Source organism: Cupriavidus necator (assembly GCF_040578825.1).
GTDB lineage: Bacteria > Pseudomonadota > Gammaproteobacteria > Burkholderiales > Burkholderiaceae > Cupriavidus > Cupriavidus necator_E.
In genome coordinates, this window is record NZ_JBEFLI010000028.1 from 22,226 (window position 1) to 39,386 (window position 17,161).

Consider the following 17,161-nt stretch of genomic DNA (forward strand, 5'->3'; position numbering starts at 1 on the left):
CAGTATGTGAGCGCCTACAGCCGCGAACAAATGGTCATTTCTCAGTCGACGGATGAGTTGGTGTCATCTATGGAGCCCCCATGCGCAAACTTCCCCCGCTGAGCGCGCTGCGCGCCTTCGAGGCCGCCGCCCGGCGCGCCAGCTTCAAGCACGCCGCCGATGAACTCAGCGTGACGCCGACGGCGGTCAGCCACCAGATCCGCTTGCTGGAAGAACTACTGGGCGTGAAGCTGTTCGAGCGCCAGACCCGGAAGGTCCGGCTGACGGCAGCCGGGCACCTGCTGTTCCCGGCGATCCGTGACGGCCTCGATGGGATGGAACGCGCGGTGCTGTCGGTGCGGCGCGCCAGGCAGGCGAATGTCGCGACGCTGACCTCGACGGTCGCCTTCATGGCCAGGCGGCTTGCACCGCGAGCCGGGCAGTTCCGCGCAGCGCATCCCGACTGGACGCTGCGCCTGGATGCCTCGGATCAGATCGTCGACCTTGACAGCGACGCGGACGCTGCCATCCGCTACGGCACCGGCAACTATCCCGGGCTGGTGGTCGAGCCCTTGTTCCGCGACCGCTTCGCGCCGGTCTGCAGTCCCAGCCTGAAGCTGCGCTCGGCCGCGGACCTGAAGCGCGCCACGCTGATCCACTTCGAATGGGGACCCGGCGCGCGGGATGACGAGCGCGCGCTGGTGTGGCGGCAATGGCTGGCGCCTGCGGGCATCGAGGTGCCGGACCCTGAGGCGGGGCTGGCCTTTACTGAAGAGATTCACGCGGTGCAGGCCACCGTTGCCGGGCAAGGGGTGGGATTGCTTAGCCTGACGCTGGTGGCGGAAGAGCTTGCCTCGGGCGTGCTGGTCCAGCCCTTTCCGCTTGCACTCGAAAGCTTCCGGTATGACCTGGTCTATAGCCCGCGCGCCGCGGACCGGCCGGCGACACGGCTATTGAGCGAGTGGGTGAAGGCGACGTTTCCTGGATCGGATGGCCGGTAGCGCTCAACCGAGCGTTGGCCACGCCTTCTCATGCAATGCGATAGCGCTGAATGACCTGCTGATCCGGGTCGATGCCGAGGCCGGGCCCATTGGGGACTGCCACCATGCCGTCTTTCGGCGTCATGGCGTCGCCAAGGAGGCTGGCTTCCATATCGAAGTAGCGCCATTCGATCATGGTGGCCCCATCGCCCAGGGCAGCCGTGGCATGAATGCTGGCCAGCAGGCCAGGGCCGTCGTAAAACGTGTGCACCATCATCTGGGTGTTGTGCGCATCGGCCAGTGCAAATACCTTGCGCAGCGCGCTGATACCGCCCATCTTCGACGGGCTCGGTTGGAGGAAATCGACGGCGCCTGCTTCGAGCAGGTGGTGGAAATCTGTCAGCGTGGAGGCGTTCTCTCCGGCGGCGATCGGTATGCCGCACCGTTGACGCAGCGCCGCCAGTCCCGCGTAATTCTCTGGTGGCCAGAGGGGTTCTTCCAGCCATCTCAGCGACAACGGCGCCAGTTCTCGCGCCATGTCGATCGCCTCGCGCAGGGTCCACGGACAGTTCACGTCTAGCGTGATCTCGATATCGGCACCCGCGGCGTCGCGGGCGGCCCGGATTACCCCGGGATCGACTTCGTGCAGCTTCAGGCTCCGGTAGCCGTCTTCGAGGGCGCGATTGACGTTGGCAGCGATCGCCTCGCGGTCCGCATACCGTATCAGGCTGGCGTACGCAGGCAGGCGCTCCCTGCGCGCGCCGCCCAGGAGCCGGTGAACCGGCTGGCCGGCTGCCTTGCCGCAGATGTCCCACAGGGCGATATCGATGGCCGACAGCCCATAGCGGATTGCGCCACTGCGTCCGAAGACATGGAAACGCTGCTCCAGTTCGAGGATGAGTGCTTCGATCCGCGTCGCGTCCTTGCCCACGCAGGCGGGGGCCAGCATCTGCTCAATCGCGGCCTTGACTATGGGGACGCCGATAAAACCGAAGGTCTCCCCCCAGCCGACCAGGCCGTCGTCGGTCGTTACCTTGACCAGCAGCGAGTCGGCGGCCTGCATTCCGGCGCCGCCCCAGACCCCGGCGGCGGACACACCGCCGACTGAAAACGGCACGCGTAGCACGATGGGTTCGATGGCGGCGATCTTCATGAGTGGTCCTTTGCGCTTGCTCCGCTCTGCGCTGGTGCGCGAGATGCCGGGCCAGTGCCTGGGCGTCTATGGCGGCCGCGGGCGTGATGAGGCAGGCGCGTGTATGGCATGCACGGGTGCGTCGAGTATAGGCGGTGGGAGTATCGACGTGGTGGCCTGGTTCACGCGACGATCGCATGCCTGAGCAGGTTCGCCAGGCAGCGTTCCACCGCGAATGCGCCGCTATCGATCTCCGTAGCGGCTTCGCGACGTATTTTTTTCACGGAAGCGCGGATGTGATGCAGCATGTCGGCAGCGGTGGGCTGCCTCGGTGCAGCAGCGCTGTCAGGGGCGGTCTGCCAACACATCGTTCAACCGGGATACGGCAGTCGCGAGACGTCCAACGCCAACTTCGATGTCCTCGATCGACGGCGTTGCGAAGGAAAGCCGCAGCGTCGCGTGCATCGCGTTGCCTGTGTAGAAAGCCTTCCCAGGAACGAACAGCACTTTCTCGTCGATGGCGTGCCTGAGCAGCGCTGCCGAGTCCGTTCCCTGCGGCAGCGACGCCCGGACGAACATGCCGCCCTCAGGCGCGGAGAACGCCAGGGCGCCACCAAGCTGCTTGTCGAGTGCCTCGACCATGGCGTCGCGCTTGACCCGGTAGGCCGAAACGATCCGGCCGATCTGCGCATCGAGATAACCGGACCGCAGATACAAGGCCATGGCTGCCTGGATCCACGGTGGCGTGCACAGGTCCGAAGCCTGCTTGGCGATCACCGCGCGGCGAATCACGTCGGGATGCGCCGCCATCCAGCCTATCCGCAGGCCAGGCGCAACCGTCTTCGAAAGGCTGCCGAGATAAATGATCCGGTCCCGCAATGCGTCATCCCCGCCGCTGAGCGCTGCGGCGTCATCAGCTCGACCTGCACGTCATGCGCCTTCTGCACGGCGTAGTTCTCGCGCAGGATGGCCTCGCCGGCCGGCGTCGCCAGGTACATATCCCCCGGCTCGACCAGCCCGATATCGGGCGCGTCGTCGCCCACGCGCAGCAGTTCCCCGATATTGCGCAGGAACCAGCAGAAACGAACGGAAAATCGGCCGGGGGTGCGTGGCAGGTTCGTCAACGGATATCTGTTGGATGCCCGGTGTCCGTTGGACCAATGAAGAATAAAACTCGCGCGATTGGCCCAACAAGCGTTAATTGCTCACAACATTGTGCGCGGCATGCAGATGTAAGGCGCCAGCCAACGGCCGAGGCATTACCATATGTGTGCACCATGAATCTCTTCCTGGTGACAACCCGCCATTGCGCTCTCAAAATGCTGCACCGCCTGCCGACGGCCGCCCGAGGATCGTGCGTCGACAAAGCGCCCCGCCCCCACAGACGAAACCGGAAGTTGTTGAATCATGAGAAAGGACATCCCCAACCTTGCCGCGCTGCAAGCGTTCGAAGCGTCGGCCCGGCTTGGCAGCTTTACCCGCGCCGCCGATGAACTGGCGTTGACGCAAAGCGCGGTCGGGCGGCAAGTCGCCGCGCTCGAACAGCGCCTGGGGGTGCCGCTGTTCTCACGGGTTCGCAAGCGGCTGGTGCTGACGGATGTCGGCCGGGAGTATGCGGGCCGGATCAGGCGCCATCTCGATCAGATCCAACGCGACACGCTTGAGCTGAGTGCCGGCCGGGACATGGGCTATATCCTCGAAATCGCGGTGGTGCCCACCTTCGCGACCCAATGGCTGATCCCTCGTCTGGCGGATTTCGCGCGGCTGCATCCTGGCATTACGGTGAACCTGTCGTCGCGAACCTCGATGTTCTCCTTCCAGGAATGCCCTTACGACGCCGCGATTTACTTCGGTGATCAGTTCTGGCCGGACACGGCAGGGGTATTCCTGTTCAGGGAAGGGCCGATGGTGCCCGTCTGCAGCCCGGACTTCGCCCGGCAACACGACCTGACCTGCCAGCAGGGATTTGCCACCGTACGGCACCTGCACCTGAATACCCGGGCCAACGCCTGGCGTGACTGGTATGCCGCGCAAGGCTGGCAATACACGATCAATGCGTCACGGGGCCCTCGCTACGAACTTCACACCATGGCGACGGTTGCCGCGATCTCGGGCATCGCCGTTGCGCTGGTTCCGCAAATCCTGATCGAACAAGAGCTGAAGAAAGGGCAGCTCGTGATTCCGGTCGACCGCAGCCTGGACGTGCGTCAGGGGTATTACTTCGCTTATCCCAATGCGGCGAAACAATCGGAAGCGCTGGAGGTGTTCAAGGGCTGGATGCTCTCGCTTTCTCCGATGGAAGATCGCACGTAAAGGTTCTGCTAAGGGTCAGGCGTACCTGAGGCTCGCTGCGTCGTCGGCGAGCGCAATCGCTTCGATCTCGATCATCGCGTCCGGCGAGTACAACGCCGAGACCTCGACCATGGTTTCGGCCGGATATGGGGCGGAGAACCACTTGCGGCGCAGCTCGACCATCTTGTCAACGTACGCCATCGAGGTCAGGAAGACGGTGACCTTCACCACACGGCCCAGTGACGAGCCGCCTGCTTGCAGCGCGCGCTCGAGGTTGCTGAACGCCTGCTGCGCCTGCGCATCGAAATCGCCCCGGCCGACGATGCCGCCATCGTCGCCGACTGCCGCCTGGCCGGACACAAACAGGAAGCCGCCGGCCCGGATGGCTTGCGACAGCAAATACGGTGCGTAGGGATCGGGGTCGGTGTGGACTTGTTCGTGTCGCATGTCTTGCTCCTGTGGATGGTTAGTGGAATGCATCCGACGACTGGCGATGCCATCGGCTAGCGCAAGTGTCCAAGCTCGCGTAGCCACGCACAAATGGTCATTTCTCAGCCGATGCATGAGTTCAGGTCATCCAGGGGGCGAATGCGCATATTGAACTCTCGCCGATCGCAGCGGACTGCATCGTGGAACAACTACTTGGCAAAAGCCGTCTTGGCGCGCAGAACTGTCGTATTTGGCCGTCAATCCCTTGCCAAGCGAAACCGCGTTGCAGTACTTTGTTCTGCAAACAGAACTCGCCTCCGAGCGGAAGGCGGGACGCCCTGGCAAACACAAGGAGACACCCCAATGAGCATGCCTGCTGTCCAGTTCCATTTCGACTTTGGCAGTCCCAATGCCTACTTCTCGCACAAAGTCATTCCCGCCATCGAACAACGCACCGGTGCCCGCTTTGAATACGTGCCGATCCTGCTGGGCGGCCTGTTCCGGCTGACCGGCAATCGCTCGCCCGCGGAAGCGTTCGCGGGCATCAGGAACAAGCCGGAATACGGCAAGCTGGAGATCAGGCGCTTCGTTGAAAAACACGGGCTGCACGCGTATCAACACAACCCGCATTTCCCGGTCAATACGCTGCAGATCATGCGCGGCGCCGTCGCGGCAAAGCTCGAGGGCGGTTTCGAGTCGTATGTCGAAACGGTGTTCGCCGCGATGTGGGAGCAGGAAAAGAAAATGGACGATCCGGCGATCATCGAACAGGTGCTGCGCGATGCCGGCCCCGACGGGGCGCGCATCCTGGAACGGATGAGCGACCCGCTCGTCAAGGAAACGCTGTTCAAGAATACGCAGCAGTCATTCGATCGTGGCGCATTCGGCTCTCCCACCTTCTTCGTCAATGACGAAATCTACTTCGGGAAAGACAGCCTGCGCGATGTCGAAGAGGAAATCGAGCGCGTCAAGGCAAGCTGACGTTGCGCGGCCGGCAGTGCATCGCATCGATACTGCCGGCCACAACGGCAAGCTCAGGCGCCGTCCTAGTTGTACTTGCGCCTCTTCATTGACAGAGTCCGCTCGTTTTTTTAAACCGCGAAGAGCCGCCTGAATCAGAAAGTGGTGCCCGATCGCACCACCGTCCCGGCGGCGATCAGAAGGGATGGGTTACCACGCTTCGATCCACGGGCGCAGGTCGAGCTCATGCGTCCAGGCGTCGCGTGGCTGCTGGTGCAGCATCCAGTAGGCATCCGCGATATGTTCCGGGTTGAGAATGCCTTCGCGGTCCTTCAGCGCGTAGCGTTCCGGGAAGTTCTCGCGGATGAATTCGGTATCGATGGCGCCGTCGATGATGGGATGCGCGACATGGATGCCCTGCGGCCCGAGTTCCTTGGCCATCGACTGCGCCAGCGCCCGCAGGCCGTGCTTGGCCCCGGCGAACGCCGAAAATCCGGCGCGCCCGCGCAGGCTGGCGGTCGCGCCGGTAAAGAAGATCGAGCCGCGGCCGCGCGGCAGCATCACGCGGGCGGCCTCGCGCCCCATCAGGAAGCCGGCAAAGCAGGCCATTTCCCATACCTTGTAGTACACGCGAGCGGTGGTATCGACGATATCGAAGCGGACATTGGCGCCGATATTGAAAATGGCGACCTCGATCGGCGCGATACTGGTTTCAATCTCCCGCACCAGCGCTGTCATTTCCTCCTCTTTGCGAGCGTCCGAACCGAAAGCATGAGCGACGCCGCCTTCGGCTTCGATCTGGGCGACCAGCGGGGCCAGCTTTTCGGCATTGCGGCGCGTGACGCAGGCGATATACCCCTCGCGCGCAAAACGCCGGGCGATGGCGCCGCCGGTTGCATCCCCGGCGCCGATCACGAGTACGGCTTTCCTGTCGGTCATGGCTGTCTCCTTTTAGCGATATTTTTTCGGAACAATGTGCTGCATTGCGGTTCATCATGGAAGAACAGCGGGCAGAGTCAACGAGAATTTTCTCGCTTATGTGCAGATTTGGGCGACATTGCGACCCGCATAACGGAATGATAGACTGCATTGCAGTTTAAAAACAAGGAGACACGCCGGATGAACGACCAAGCCACGCCGCCATGGCGCTATCGCCGCATCCATCAGGTCATCGCCCCATGGGTCGACCGCATCCCTGACGCCCCGGCACTCCGGGATCGCGCCCACATACTGACCTATGCCGAACTCGACGTGGCGGTCCGCGCCGCCGCCACGCAGCTTCGCCAGCTTGGCGTCGAGCCGGGCGACCGGCTGCTGCTCGTGGCAGAAAATTGTGCAGCGCTTGCGGTACTGGTGCTGGCCGCGAGCCAATGCGATGCCTGGGCCGTGGTGGTCAACGCCCGCTTGTCGGCGCGCGAAATCGATACGTTTATCGAGCATTCCGGCGCGCGCCGCACCTTGTATGCCGCGCAGGTGTCCAAGGATGCGAAGGCGCACGCCGCGCGCGCGGGGGCAACGATTTGCGCCTGGTCCCATATCGGAGAGCTGGCCGTGGGGCCGTTGAACCCCGACGCCCGCGCTGAGCCGGTCAGCGACGATCCGCAGGAACAGGTTGCCGCGATGATCTACACCTCCGGCACCTCCGGACAGCCCAAGGGGGTCATGCTGACGCATGCCAGCCTGCTGCATATGGCGGACCTCTCCAGCCAGCTACGCCGCCTGGGTCCCGCCGACACCGTCTATGGGGTCTTGCCAATGGCCCATGTGGTCGGGCTGTCGTCGCAACTGATCGGGTCGCTGGCCTGCGGCTGCTGCCTGCAGCTCGAAGAACGGTTCTCGCCCGAGGCGCTATGTGCCGTGCTGCAGGCGCGCAGGCTTTCCATACTGATCGGCGTGCCGGCGATGTATGCGCGGCTGCTGGACTGGTGTGCCCGCACTGGCACGTCCGTGGCGGATCACGGCCTGCGCATTCTGGGCACGGCGGGATCCCCCCTCACACCGGAGCTGAAGCAGGCCGTTGAAGCCGCGTTTGGCATGCCGCTGCAGAACGGCTACGGGCTCACGGAGATGTCGCCGACGGTGGCGCAGACACGGCTGGAGTCCCCGCGCGACGATTGCTCGGTCGGCCATCCGGTCCCGGGCGTGGAAATCCGAATCGTCGATCTTGCCGGCGGTGGCGATGTCAGCCCCGGCGAGGCCGGCGAATTGTGGGTCCGGGGCCCGAACCTGATGAAAGGCTATTACCGTGCCGAAGAGTTGACGCGCGCGGCCATCAATGCCGATGGTTGGTTCAATACCGGCGACATGGCGCGCCAGGGCGCCGACGGATCGCTCCATATCGTCGGACGGACCAAGGAGTTGATTATCTGTTCCGGCTTCAACGTTTATCCCGTCGAAGTCGAACAGGTACTAAACAGCCATCCGGCCATCGTGCAGTCGGCCGTGGTCGGGCGCCAGGTGGAGGGGAACGAGGAAGTGGTGGCTTTCGTGGAACTGGCTGCCGGCATCCCGCCGGAGCGTGACGCGCTGATTGCCTATCTGCGTGCCCGGCTGTCCCCGTACAAGATGCCGTCGGAGATTCGCGCCATGACACAACTGCCCGCGGCACCGACCGGAAAATTGCTCAAGCATGAAATCAAGCAGCTGGCCGCACGGCAGGCGGACGAACGGCAAATCGTTCTGTAGAAGACGAAAAAGGCAGGCAGCGGCGGCTGTGCTAATTTGTCCGGCTTGACCGGAATCCACCAGAGCAAAACGCGAGCGATACCTGGCATGACGGCCGCATCGCTCCCGGAGGCACAGACAGCATGGCAACAAGGAAAGACACCGAAGACAAGATCGCGTCCGTGAGCGAGTCCGAGATTGAGGATATCGCCGCGGATGAAAACCAGGACCGGCATTTCGTCACAGCGCTGGCGCGGGGACTTGAAGTGCTGAGCTGCTTTCGCAGCGGCGACAGTTTCCTGGCCAACCACGAGATTGCCGAACGCTGCGGCCTGCCCAAATCCACCGTTACCCGGCTGACCTACACGCTGACGAAGCTCGGTTACCTGCATCTTGTTCCCGATAGCGGCAAGTACCGCCTCGGTACCGCTACCGCCGCGCTGGGCAGTTCGATGCTGGTCAATCTCGACGTGCGCCAGGCGGCCCGGCCGTTTTTGCAGAGGCTTGCCGCCGAAAGCGGGGCCGTGGTCGCGCTGGCCACGCGCGACCGGCTTTCGATGCTCTACCTGGAATGCTGCCGCAGCACGTCGATCGTGACGCTGAGCCTGGACGTCGGCTCGCGCATTCCGCTGGGCACGACAGCGGCGGGCCGGGCATTGCTGGCGGCCCTGCCGGCGAGCGAGCGCGCCGACCTGATGGAGCGGATCCGCGACCTCGACGAAGCCAACTGGCCAGCCATCGAGCATGGCATCCTGCAGGCCGTCGAGGAATATCGCGGCACCCGCTGCGTCACCGCGGCGGGGAGTTGGGTCAAGGAGGTGCATGGCATCGCCACGCCGATATGGCCCGGCCGTGGCCTGCCGCCAATGGCGATCAGCGTGGCCGGTGCCGCGGGTTATTTTCCGGTGGCTCGGCTGCATGAAGAAATTCGTCCTAGGCTGCTCGAGACGGTTCGGGAAATCGAGCGCAGCCTGGGCCAGGCAGTCAGTGAGCCGCGTGCGCAACGGGCTGCGATGCGGTCTTCGCAATGAGCGGATGGCGCGGTGTCGCCTGGCCCGGCGAAAACAGGCTGTGGTAGCGTTGAGCCTTCCGACTTCACGCTGCCATGACCAACCTCGACGCCGACGCCCTGAAGCGGCTGGTTACCGTCACCATGCCGTTCGGGAAACACAAGGGCACGGTGATTGCCGACCTGCCTGGCAATTACCTGAACTGGTTTGCCCGCGAAGGCTTTCCGCCCGGACAGATCGGCGCGCTGCTGGCGCTGATGCACGAACTCGACCATAACGGGCTGGCCCATCTGCTCAAGCCATTGCGCGGACGGACATAGCACCGGATTCGCCAAATCCGCCGGAATCCGCGCAATCCCGGCTACCATTGCGCGCTTTCCCTAAAGGCGGTACGTCCCGAGGCCGTAGCATCTGCGGCGACCATCCGCTTCCAGTTCGTGCAATCCCTCGCCAGCCTCAATATGAAGAAGCTCACCCTGCTCTGCGCCGCTTTGTTGGCCTCCATTTCCGCCCACGCCGCCTCCCCTGCGTCGCAGCCAGAAGCGCCGGGCAACACCGCGGCACCGCTGGGACTGGAACTGGGCAAGGCCAGGTGCTCGCGCCTGGCGCCGCCCCAGAACCACGCCAGAACCGGCAAGTCCGAATGGGCCGGCGGCGACACGGTGGAACTCAAACACCTGGAGCGCTTCCAACTGCCCGGCCTCAGCCGCGTGACCCTGAACTGCGACGCGCAGGACACCGTGGCGCTGGTCACGATAACGTTCGACCGGTCGGTGATGGACGAGGTGCGCAAGAAGCTCGACGCCCGCTATGAAGCCAGGCGAAAGACCGAGGCCAATGCCGAGAACGGCTACGCAGAATGGGTGGCGGCCAATGGCAGCCTGGAGTTGCTCTACGGGCGCGACAGCAAGCACTTCACGGTGGCGTACTGGGCCAGGAATGCCAAGGCAAAGTATTTTGCGTATAGCGGAGCTGGCGGGCAGAAGCCGGCTGCGGTAACGCCGGCGGCGCAGCCTCAGGCGGCGCCGCTGTAGTGGGCCCACGCGGCACCGGTCACTGCTTCCAATTTCGGAAGCGTCTGACTTCAAGCGTAATCGCATGTCCCTTCATGGCGAGCAGCGCCGGGATCGAACAGACTGTTCGGCGTGCAAGACTAAACTGGCCGCGCGCAGGCTGGAAACGGTCTGGTTCGCGCCTTACGCCTTCACAGCCGCCGCGGTCCACGCGCGCACTTACCCCGCCTCGCCGTCGATGGCAAGGCTGGTAAATCACCGTTGCAAAATCGAACAGAATGTCAGAGGCCTCGGCGCTACAGTGACTGTTCACATGCCTGTAGGCGTTCTAGGAGGTACACGAATGAAGCAACATCTGGCGAAATCCCTGTTGATGGCTGGCGCAATGATCGCGTCCTACCCGCTGTTCGCGCAGCAGGCCCAGCCCATTCAGCCGACCCAGCCGATGACTCAGCCGATGCAATCCACCCAGCCGATGCAGTCGGCACAGCCGGTGCAATCCACCCAACCCATGCAGGCCATGCCTGGCGCAGCGCCGACGGCCCAGGGCACGATGCCGGCCGCACGCGACCCGTATGCGCAAGCTGGCGTACCGCCCGCGCAGCCGGGCATGGCGCCCGCACCCGCCGACCCGACGCTGTCCCGCAGCGCCGATCCGTCGCTGGACCCGGCCAACACGACGCTGCCTCCCGATGCGCTCGGCACGCGCCTGGGCCAACGCAGCGCCTTCCTCGACGGCGCCTGAGCGGCCGTCAGCTTTCCCGCGCGCTGTCTGATCACGACGGCTACGCCGGAGCGCAACGCCCGGCGGTAGCCGGACAGCGCGGTGCGCTGGTCCGCGCGTAGCGGACCGCGCCGACGGCGCCTCCGCGGCGGCTCGAGGGCCTGCGCCGCGCGCGAACAGTACAATGGCGGACGCCTTTGCGATTTGCCTTACCGAATTGCCTTTCCCGCCACCTGACCGTCCCGGCCCCCTCCTCGCCCATGTCCAACCTCATCGTCCACGGTGGCACGCCCCTGCGCGGCCGCATCATTCCCTCGGCCAACAAGAACGCGGTGCTGCCGGTGCTGTGCGCCACGCTGCTGACCGACCAGCCGCTGCGCCTGCATGCCGTGCCGGACATTACGGATGTCCGCAAAATCCTCGATATTTTCCGCACGCTGGGCAGTGACGTTCACCTGGACGACGCGACCGGCACGCTGGACCTGCACCATCGCGACACTGCGTTCGACCCCGCCGCGCACCGTCTGCCCGAGGAAATGCGCTCGTCGATCATGCTGGTGCCGCCGCTGCTGGCCCGGTTCGGCGTGGCGCGGCTCGAAGACAACGTCAAGGGCTGCACCCTGGGCGTGCGCGAGATCGATCCGCACGTCGACATCTTCCGCTCGTTCGGCGGCGAGGTGGAGCGCGCCAGCGGCTCGCTGCTGGTGCGCAGCAGCGAGCCGCTGAAGCCGACCCACCACTGGCTCGACTATGCCTCGGTGACCACCACAGAGAACTTCGTGCTATGCGCGGCCGCGGCGCAAGGCGAATCGACGCTGACCAACGCCGCCTCCGAGCCGCACGTGCAGGAGTTCTGCCGCTTCATGGCGATGATGGGCGCCGACATCGACGGCATCGGCACGTCGCGCCTGACGGTGCGCGGCGGCGCGCGGCTGCGCGGTGGCGAGTTCACTTTCGAGGAAGATTTTCACGAGATCACCACCTTCCTTGCGCTCGGCGCAATCACCGGCGGCGACGTGGTAGTGCGCAACAGCACGCCCGGCAACTTCCCGCTGATCGACCGCACCTTCGCCAAGTTCGGCGTGCAGGTGGTGCACGAAGACGGCTGGTCGCGCGCGCTGCGGCCCGGTCCGCTGAAGGTGCAGACGCCCTTCACCAGCAATGTGCTGACCAAGGTCGAGGCAGCGCCGTGGCCGTACTTCCCGGTCGACCTGCTGCCGATCTTCATCGCACTGGGCGTGCGCGCGCAGGGCAATGCGATGTTCTGGAACAAGATCTACGACGGCGCGCTCGGCTGGACCGGCGAGCTGTCGAAGTTCGGCGCCCATGTGTTCTCGTCCGACCCGCACCGGCTGATCACCTTCGGCGGCAATCCGCTGACGCCGGCGGTGGTCGAAAGCCCCTACATCATCCGGGTCGCGATCGCGCTGTTCATGGTGGCCGCCAGCATCGATGGCCGCTCCGAGATCCGCAACGCCACGCCGATCCGGCGCGCGCATCCGCGATTTGTGGAGAACCTGCGCAGCCTGGGGGTGCAGGTGGAGTGGACCAGCGAGGAATAAGCGGTCGCGCCGATTCTGCTGGTTGCGCGCTAGTACTGGTCCTGCCAGCACCGCTTGGCATAGCCCGGATGGATGACCGAGTTGGCCGCGAAGCGGCCGTGCGCCACCAGAATGGCGAACCGTGGCCAAGCTGACGCTGCAGGTGGCCGGCGTACCGGGCTGATGCCTATGGCGTGACGACGACGTTGCGGAATTGCTTGCGGGCGGCCGGCACATCCTTGCACACTCGCTCGCCGTACCGCAAGTCGCCGTCGTCACTGAGGATGCGGACAGCCGTCGTGCCCGGCAGCGCAAACAGGCCCTCGGGCTTCATGCCGGCGATGGCGTCCGTACCGAATGCCACGGGCGCATCCGTGCTGACGCCAGACCATCGGTACAGCGCAAACGTCCCATCGTCGGCCACCGGGCCGGCGGCGATCACGTATTCCTTGCCCACCCGCTCGATACCACGAATGCCTCGGCCCCCGAGGTCAATCAGGATCGGCGCGCGCGCGCGGCGGCCTTGCCCTTGATCACGGCAGGAGCGGCGGCACGCAGCCCGTGACCATCAAGAGCGTACCGGAAGGGGCTGCCGTCACGGTCACCAACCGTGCTGGCGAAAAGGTTCATAATGGCACCACCCCGGTAACGCTGACACTCAAGCGGGGTGCCGGTTACTTCAAGTCGGAAACGTATAAGCTCGAGGTCAAGAAGGAAGGTTACGAGCCGAAGCAATTGGACATCGTCAGCACAGTCAACGGCTGGTACATCGGGAACATTCTGTTTGGCGGCGTAATTGGCTTGCTGGCCGTTGACCCGGCTACAGGTGCTATGTATTCGTTCCCGGATTCCGTCAACGCGACGTTGAATGTTTCGGAGAAGACCGTCGCTGGTTCAGCGCAATCCTTGACGATCGTCTCGACGGAAAGCATGACGCCTGAAGCCATGAAGAATGCCCGCGAGGTCGTTGCGCCGAAGTAAATCGCTTCGCGCTGTTGTCCGGTAATGCCGGCCCAAGGTGGCCGGCATTTTTTGGAAATGGGGAGCGTCACCGGCGGGGCCTGCCGCACTGGGACATCAGTGCAGAAGCGCTCCGCCCGAATGCGCAGAGGCAGACTCGGATCGAAGGGCTGTTGGAGGTCGGAAAGAGCCGTTCGCTGGCGCGATGGCAAGGCGACCAAGGCAGCCGCATTACACTGCTACGAATGAGCTACCCTCCCCTGCAACCCCACCCCCAAAACCTCCTGACCTCTTATTTCTGGAGCGGCGACGCCATCCGCAGTCGGCGCGTAAGTGACATCGTGCTGTCAGGCACGGTCGACGTGCCAGAGCCGCCAGCGCGTCTGCTCGCGGATTGGGCCAGGGAGATATCGTCCCGCATGACCTTGGAACCCGGGGATGTTGAGGTGTTGCCTCTGGCACGAGCACGAGCACGCTGGCCGGACTACTCGCACTGCGTGCAGGCAGTGTCGGATTGGACAAGCACGCTTGGACTGCCCGGAGTACTTGCCTCCAGTGACGTCGCTCTCATGGCTTGCCGCGGCGCGAGGTATCACCATGACGGAGAGCAGTACGGCGGTGCGGCCTTCTGCAATCTCTTCCTGAGCGAGGACAAGGGGCAGGACGTACACTTTCCGTCGTTGGATCTTCGCATCCCCCTGACCCGAGGTTCGGTTCTTATATTCGATACCTGCCAGCCTCATGGGGTCATTCAACGCGGCAGCAGCGGTTTTGATGTGGCCGACTTCCCCCCCGACCAGGATTGCACGCAGCTATTCCTGACCTGGGAGCTTCCCATTGAGGATGTCCATGTCACGCAGATGCTCAATGTCGCCTTCGACATTGACCTTTCGACCTCGCCGGAGGTGCATGAGGAGCAAGTCCGGCTGAATGATGAAAGGGTCAGCGTGCGTCACGAGTCAGGTCGGTGGCACCGGGCTGACTAACGTATTCGGCACAACTTCTGGCCGGGCTCTCCATAACAAAGGAAAAAAGACCGGACCGCCCAGGTCCGGCCCTGCTCCCACAAATCCAGCCGCCGCCTACACCGTCGCCGCGGCCCGTTGCCGCGCCACCTCCGCCTGCGGCGCGTTCGCGGTATCCGCGTGCAGCGTGAAATCGAAGCGGATCATGGCAAACGGCTTATCCACGCCGGCCGCATCCATTGCAGCCTTGTCGCTGACGCGCGTGACCGGCGGCACAAGCCCTTCGCGCGTGGCGAACGCAAAGTCGTCCCACAGGTATGGGTCACCGTCGATGTTGATCTGCGTGGTCAGCTTGCGGTGCCGCGGTGCCGATACGAAGAAATGGATATGCGCGGGGCGGGTGCCGTGGCGGTCGAGCAGCTTGAGCAGGCGGTCGGTCGCGCCGTTGGGCGGCACGCTGTAGCCCACCGGCATGATGCTGCGGAAGCGGTAGCGCCCTTCACTGTCGGTCACGATGCTGCGGCGCAGGTTGAAGGCGCTTTGCGTCGGGTCGAAGTATGAGTAGTTCCCCATCGAGTTGGCGTGCCAGACTTCCACCACGGCATTCGCCAGCGGTTTGCCGGCGCTGTCCTTTACCTGCCCTTCCATCACCAGCAGTTCGCCCTCATCGGTACCGTCGTCGAGCCGCGCCTCGCCTTGTGCCACCGGTGCGCCGGCCACATAGAGCGGGCCTTCGATGGTGCGGGGCGTGCCGCCCGCGATGCCGGCCCTGGCCTCGGCCTCGTCCATGCGCAGGTCCAGGAAGTGGTCGAAGCCCAGCCCCGGCGCGATCAGCCCGAGCTCGCCCAGGCGCCCGGCTTCGGCCAGGTAGTTCAGGCCGGACCAGAACTCTTCCGGCTGGATGTCGAGGTCTTCGATCATGTAGAACATGTCGCGCACCATGCGATGCACGATGGCGGCGATACGCGGATTGGCGTGCTGGCCGGTGGATGCCTCGATGCGGTTCAGCACGGCGTCGATCTGGATCTTGTCCATGGTTGTCTCCTTGTGTGGGAAGGCTTCAGAGTGAGCGGAACAGCGGACTGCGGGTGGCCTGGCTGGCATCGGCTGCCGACAGGAACTTCTCGGTGAAGATGTCTTTCTCGAACAGGCGCCCCTGCATCAGCGCGGCAATGCACGATTCGATCATCGGCGGCGGACCGCACAGGTAGGCGCGCCAGCCGCGGAAGTCTTGGCCGAAATAACGCGTGGCGACTTCATGCACATAGCCGCGTTCTCCGGCCCATGCGCTTTGCTGTGGCTCGGCCGACAGCACGGGCAGGTAGGTGAAGTGGTCATACTGCGCGGCCAGTGCCGCGAAGGCGTCGCGGTAATAGAGTTCGTCGACGGTACGCGCGCCTTGTACCAACACGATCTGGCGGGTATCGCCCGCTTCCAGCAAATCCAGGATCATCGAGCGCGGACTGGACAATCCCGATCCGCCCGCCATGAACAGCACCGGCCGCGGATCGCTCTTGCGCACGAAGAAGCGGCCGAGCGGGCCGGAAAGCTGCAGACGCTCGCCGACGGCCAGTTGCTCATGCACATAGGTGGTCGCGCTGCCGCCCGGCACCAGCCGGATGTTCAGCTCGATCTCGTCCGCCGACGGCGCCGAGGCAATCGAGAACGCGCGCGGCGTGGCTTCGCGCCCGATCCAGACATTGACGTACTGCCCCGGCTGGAAGCGCAGCGCCTCGGCGCCTTCCACGCGCAGGAAGACGCCCTTGATGGTCGGCGTCAGCGCTTCGATGCGCGTCACCTCGGCGGTGAAGTCCATCAGCGGCAGGCATTGCGCGTCGGGCTCCGGTTCGATGTCGGCCTCGATCGTCAGGTCGGACATCGGCGTGGCGCAGCAGGCCAGGCATTTGGCCTCTTCACGCTCGAAGTCCATCAGGGCGAACGGCGACGCCTCGCCGTGCTCGATCTCGCCGTCCAGCGTCTGCACCTTGCAGGTCCCGCACAGCCCGTGGCCACACGCATGGGGCAGCCACACGCCGGCGCGCAGGCAGGCGTCGAGAACGGTCTGGCCTTCGGCGATGTCGATGGTCTGCCCGAGCGGTTCGATGGTCAGTTGGTAGCTCATGACAACCTCCTTGCAGCAGTGTTCAGTTGTACGACCCGGCGATACCGGTCAGCCCCGGTGTGCGCAGGCGCAGCAGCGACTTGTGGCCCAGGCCGTTGTCAGCAAGGCTGCGTTCTGGGTCGGGGGTGAACGGGGTATCGCCCCGCAGCCACTGGACCTGCATCCAGTCGATCCGCGCCCCCTCCGGATGCGCGCCCAGCAACGGCGCAATGACCTCGGCAAGCAATGCGCCGAACGGCATATCGGGCGGCAGCGGCAGCGTGAACGGGCTGCAGAACAGCCGATGCTGGTCCCAGCCGAAGTACACGAGCTGGTTGCCGTGAAAGTTCTCGACGCGGTCGCGGACTTCGCCCGCATAACCCGGTTCCAATGCGATGACTGGCATGTTCC

General features: G+C 64.5%; 21 protein-coding genes. 11 read left to right on the forward strand and 10 right to left on the reverse strand.

Annotated features, from left to right (window positions below):
* Positions 1 to 80: 80 nt before the first annotated feature.
* Entirely contained in the window at positions 81 to 980 is a 900-nt protein-coding gene (locus AB1I47_RS15700) for a LysR substrate-binding domain-containing protein (protein WP_354684666.1), read from the forward strand.
* Positions 981 to 1,008: 28 nt separating this feature from the next.
* Here the strand turns inward: AB1I47_RS15700 and AB1I47_RS15705 are convergent, their stop codons facing one another.
* The 4 genes from AB1I47_RS15705 to AB1I47_RS33850 all read right to left on the reverse strand — a co-directional run bounded on the left by AB1I47_RS15705 (position 1,009) and on the right by AB1I47_RS33850 (position 3,215).
* On the reverse strand, positions 1,009 to 2,112 hold the full coding sequence (locus tag AB1I47_RS15705; protein ID WP_354684667.1) for a mandelate racemase/muconate lactonizing enzyme family protein: 1,104 nt from the start codon (positions 2,110 to 2,112) through the stop codon (positions 1,009 to 1,011).
* A 161-nt stretch (positions 2,113 to 2,273) separates the two neighbouring features.
* Positions 2,274 to 2,399 (reverse strand): hypothetical protein, encoded by a 126-nt coding sequence (locus AB1I47_RS15710; protein WP_354684668.1) that lies wholly within the window; start codon positions 2,397 to 2,399, stop codon positions 2,274 to 2,276.
* Positions 2,400 to 2,436: 37 nt separating this feature from the next.
* Positions 2,437 to 2,970 carry a PLP-dependent aminotransferase family protein gene (locus AB1I47_RS15715; protein WP_354684669.1) on the reverse strand — a complete coding sequence of 178 codons (534 nt, stop codon included), beginning with the start codon at positions 2,968 to 2,970 and terminating at the stop codon, positions 2,437 to 2,439.
* Entirely contained in the window at positions 2,907 to 3,215 is a 309-nt protein-coding gene (locus AB1I47_RS33850) for a hypothetical protein (protein WP_407935848.1), read from the reverse strand. The genes AB1I47_RS15715 and AB1I47_RS33850 overlap by 64 nt, the downstream gene beginning before the upstream one ends.
* Before the next feature lie 283 nt (positions 3,216 to 3,498).
* Between AB1I47_RS33850 and AB1I47_RS15725 the strand changes: the two genes are divergently transcribed.
* Positions 3,499 to 4,404: a LysR substrate-binding domain-containing protein gene (locus tag AB1I47_RS15725; RefSeq protein ID WP_354684670.1), complete on the forward strand. Its 906-nt coding sequence runs from the start codon at positions 3,499 to 3,501 to the stop codon at positions 4,402 to 4,404.
* 15 nt (positions 4,405 to 4,419) lie between these two features.
* Here AB1I47_RS15725 and AB1I47_RS15730 read toward each other — a convergent pair whose 3' ends face one another.
* Positions 4,420 to 4,830 carry a RidA family protein gene (locus tag AB1I47_RS15730; RefSeq protein WP_354684671.1) on the reverse strand — a complete coding sequence of 137 codons (411 nt, stop codon included), beginning with the start codon at positions 4,828 to 4,830 and terminating at the stop codon, positions 4,420 to 4,422.
* Positions 4,831 to 5,175: 345 nt separating this feature from the next.
* Between AB1I47_RS15730 and AB1I47_RS15735 the strand changes: the two genes are divergently transcribed.
* Positions 5,176 to 5,793: a 2-hydroxychromene-2-carboxylate isomerase gene (locus AB1I47_RS15735; RefSeq protein WP_354684720.1), complete on the forward strand. Its 618-nt coding sequence runs from the start codon at positions 5,176 to 5,178 to the stop codon at positions 5,791 to 5,793.
* Between the two features lie 189 nt (positions 5,794 to 5,982).
* Here the strand turns inward: AB1I47_RS15735 and AB1I47_RS15740 are convergent, their stop codons facing one another.
* Positions 5,983 to 6,711 carry an SDR family oxidoreductase gene (locus tag AB1I47_RS15740; protein ID WP_354684672.1) on the reverse strand — a complete coding sequence of 243 codons (729 nt, stop codon included), beginning with the start codon at positions 6,709 to 6,711 and terminating at the stop codon, positions 5,983 to 5,985.
* 180 nt (positions 6,712 to 6,891) lie between these two features.
* Between AB1I47_RS15740 and AB1I47_RS15745 the strand changes: the two genes are divergently transcribed.
* The 6 genes from AB1I47_RS15745 to AB1I47_RS15770 all read left to right on the forward strand — a co-directional run bounded on the left by AB1I47_RS15745 (position 6,892) and on the right by AB1I47_RS15770 (position 12,745).
* Complete coding sequence (locus tag AB1I47_RS15745) at positions 6,892 to 8,457, forward strand: class I adenylate-forming enzyme family protein (RefSeq protein ID WP_354684673.1); 1,566 nt, start codon at positions 6,892 to 6,894, stop codon at positions 8,455 to 8,457.
* 122 nt (positions 8,458 to 8,579) lie between these two features.
* On the forward strand, positions 8,580 to 9,467 hold the full coding sequence (locus AB1I47_RS15750; RefSeq protein WP_354684674.1) for an IclR family transcriptional regulator: 888 nt from the start codon (positions 8,580 to 8,582) through the stop codon (positions 9,465 to 9,467).
* A gap of 74 nt (positions 9,468 to 9,541) precedes the next feature.
* Positions 9,542 to 9,766, forward strand: coding sequence for a DUF3820 family protein (locus AB1I47_RS15755; RefSeq protein ID WP_354684675.1), 225 nt, complete (start codon positions 9,542 to 9,544; stop codon positions 9,764 to 9,766).
* 141 nt (positions 9,767 to 9,907) lie between these two features.
* The gene (locus AB1I47_RS15760; RefSeq protein ID WP_354684676.1) at positions 9,908 to 10,480 is read left to right on the forward strand and encodes a hypothetical protein; all 573 of its coding nucleotides are present in this window, start codon (positions 9,908 to 9,910) and stop codon (positions 10,478 to 10,480) included.
* A gap of 322 nt (positions 10,481 to 10,802) precedes the next feature.
* Positions 10,803 to 11,204 (forward strand): hypothetical protein, encoded by a 402-nt coding sequence (locus AB1I47_RS15765; RefSeq protein WP_354684677.1) that lies wholly within the window; start codon positions 10,803 to 10,805, stop codon positions 11,202 to 11,204.
* Positions 11,205 to 11,443: 239 nt separating this feature from the next.
* Complete coding sequence (locus AB1I47_RS15770) at positions 11,444 to 12,745, forward strand: UDP-N-acetylglucosamine 1-carboxyvinyltransferase (RefSeq protein WP_354684678.1); 1,302 nt, start codon at positions 11,444 to 11,446, stop codon at positions 12,743 to 12,745.
* Between the two features lie 166 nt (positions 12,746 to 12,911).
* Here the strand turns inward: AB1I47_RS15770 and AB1I47_RS15775 are convergent, their stop codons facing one another.
* Complete coding sequence (locus AB1I47_RS15775; protein ID WP_354684721.1) at positions 12,912 to 13,226, reverse strand: DUF3616 domain-containing protein; 315 nt, start codon at positions 13,224 to 13,226, stop codon at positions 12,912 to 12,914.
* Positions 13,227 to 13,285: 59 nt separating this feature from the next.
* Here AB1I47_RS15775 and AB1I47_RS15780 point away from each other — a divergent pair, with 59 nt between their 5' ends.
* Both AB1I47_RS15780 and AB1I47_RS15785 read left to right on the forward strand, forming a co-directional pair.
* Entirely contained in the window at positions 13,286 to 13,705 is a 420-nt protein-coding gene (locus AB1I47_RS15780) for a PEGA domain-containing protein (RefSeq protein WP_354684679.1), read from the forward strand.
* Positions 13,706 to 13,929: 224 nt separating this feature from the next.
* The gene (locus AB1I47_RS15785; RefSeq protein ID WP_354684680.1) at positions 13,930 to 14,670 is read left to right on the forward strand and encodes a hypothetical protein; all 741 of its coding nucleotides are present in this window, start codon (positions 13,930 to 13,932) and stop codon (positions 14,668 to 14,670) included.
* 96 nt (positions 14,671 to 14,766) lie between these two features.
* Here AB1I47_RS15785 and catA read toward each other — a convergent pair whose 3' ends face one another.
* Genes catA through AB1I47_RS15800 form a run of 3 tightly spaced genes read right to left on the reverse strand, consistent with a single transcriptional unit; the run spans position 14,767 to position 17,156 of the window.
* Positions 14,767 to 15,684 (reverse strand): catechol 1,2-dioxygenase, encoded by a 918-nt coding sequence (gene catA / locus AB1I47_RS15790; protein WP_354684681.1) that lies wholly within the window; start codon positions 15,682 to 15,684, stop codon positions 14,767 to 14,769.
* Positions 15,685 to 15,709: 25 nt separating this feature from the next.
* Positions 15,710 to 16,771: an NADH:ubiquinone reductase (Na(+)-transporting) subunit F gene (locus AB1I47_RS15795; protein ID WP_354684682.1), complete on the reverse strand. Its 1,062-nt coding sequence runs from the start codon at positions 16,769 to 16,771 to the stop codon at positions 15,710 to 15,712.
* 22 nt (positions 16,772 to 16,793) lie between these two features.
* A complete protein-coding gene (locus tag AB1I47_RS15800; RefSeq protein ID WP_354684683.1) occupies positions 16,794 to 17,156 on the reverse strand; it encodes a phenol hydroxylase subunit P4 in 363 nt (120 codons plus the stop codon).
* Between the last annotated feature and the right edge of the window lie 5 nt (positions 17,157 to 17,161).

Coding starts and splice junctions, on each gene's coding strand:
- AB1I47_RS15700 (WP_354684666.1), top strand. CDS start 81: ATGCGCAAACTTCCCCCGCTGAGCGCGCTGCGCGCCTTCGAGGCCGCC.
- AB1I47_RS15705 (WP_354684667.1), bottom strand. CDS start 2,112: ATGAAGATCGCCGCCATCGAACCCATCGTGCTACGCGTGCCGTTTTCA.
- AB1I47_RS15710 (WP_354684668.1), bottom strand. CDS start 2,399: ATGCTGCATCACATCCGCGCTTCCGTGAAAAAAATACGTCGCGAAGCC.
- AB1I47_RS15725 (WP_354684670.1), top strand. CDS start 3,499: ATGAGAAAGGACATCCCCAACCTTGCCGCGCTGCAAGCGTTCGAAGCG.
- AB1I47_RS15730 (WP_354684671.1), bottom strand. CDS start 4,830: ATGCGACACGAACAAGTCCACACCGACCCCGATCCCTACGCACCGTAT.
- AB1I47_RS15735 (WP_354684720.1), top strand. CDS start 5,176: ATGAGCATGCCTGCTGTCCAGTTCCATTTCGACTTTGGCAGTCCCAAT.
- AB1I47_RS15740 (WP_354684672.1), bottom strand. CDS start 6,711: ATGACCGACAGGAAAGCCGTACTCGTGATCGGCGCCGGGGATGCAACC.
- AB1I47_RS15745 (WP_354684673.1), top strand. CDS start 6,892: ATGAACGACCAAGCCACGCCGCCATGGCGCTATCGCCGCATCCATCAG.
- AB1I47_RS15750 (WP_354684674.1), top strand. CDS start 8,580: ATGGCAACAAGGAAAGACACCGAAGACAAGATCGCGTCCGTGAGCGAG.
- AB1I47_RS15755 (WP_354684675.1), top strand. CDS start 9,542: ATGACCAACCTCGACGCCGACGCCCTGAAGCGGCTGGTTACCGTCACC.
- AB1I47_RS15760 (WP_354684676.1), top strand. CDS start 9,908: ATGAAGAAGCTCACCCTGCTCTGCGCCGCTTTGTTGGCCTCCATTTCC.
- AB1I47_RS15765 (WP_354684677.1), top strand. CDS start 10,803: ATGAAGCAACATCTGGCGAAATCCCTGTTGATGGCTGGCGCAATGATC.
- AB1I47_RS15770 (WP_354684678.1), top strand. CDS start 11,444: ATGTCCAACCTCATCGTCCACGGTGGCACGCCCCTGCGCGGCCGCATC.
- AB1I47_RS15785 (WP_354684680.1), top strand. CDS start 13,930: ATGAGCTACCCTCCCCTGCAACCCCACCCCCAAAACCTCCTGACCTCT.
- catA (WP_354684681.1), bottom strand. CDS start 15,684: ATGGACAAGATCCAGATCGACGCCGTGCTGAACCGCATCGAGGCATCC.
- AB1I47_RS15795 (WP_354684682.1), bottom strand. CDS start 16,771: ATGAGCTACCAACTGACCATCGAACCGCTCGGGCAGACCATCGACATC.
- AB1I47_RS15800 (WP_354684683.1), bottom strand. CDS start 17,156: ATGCCAGTCATCGCATTGGAACCGGGTTATGCGGGCGAAGTCCGCGAC.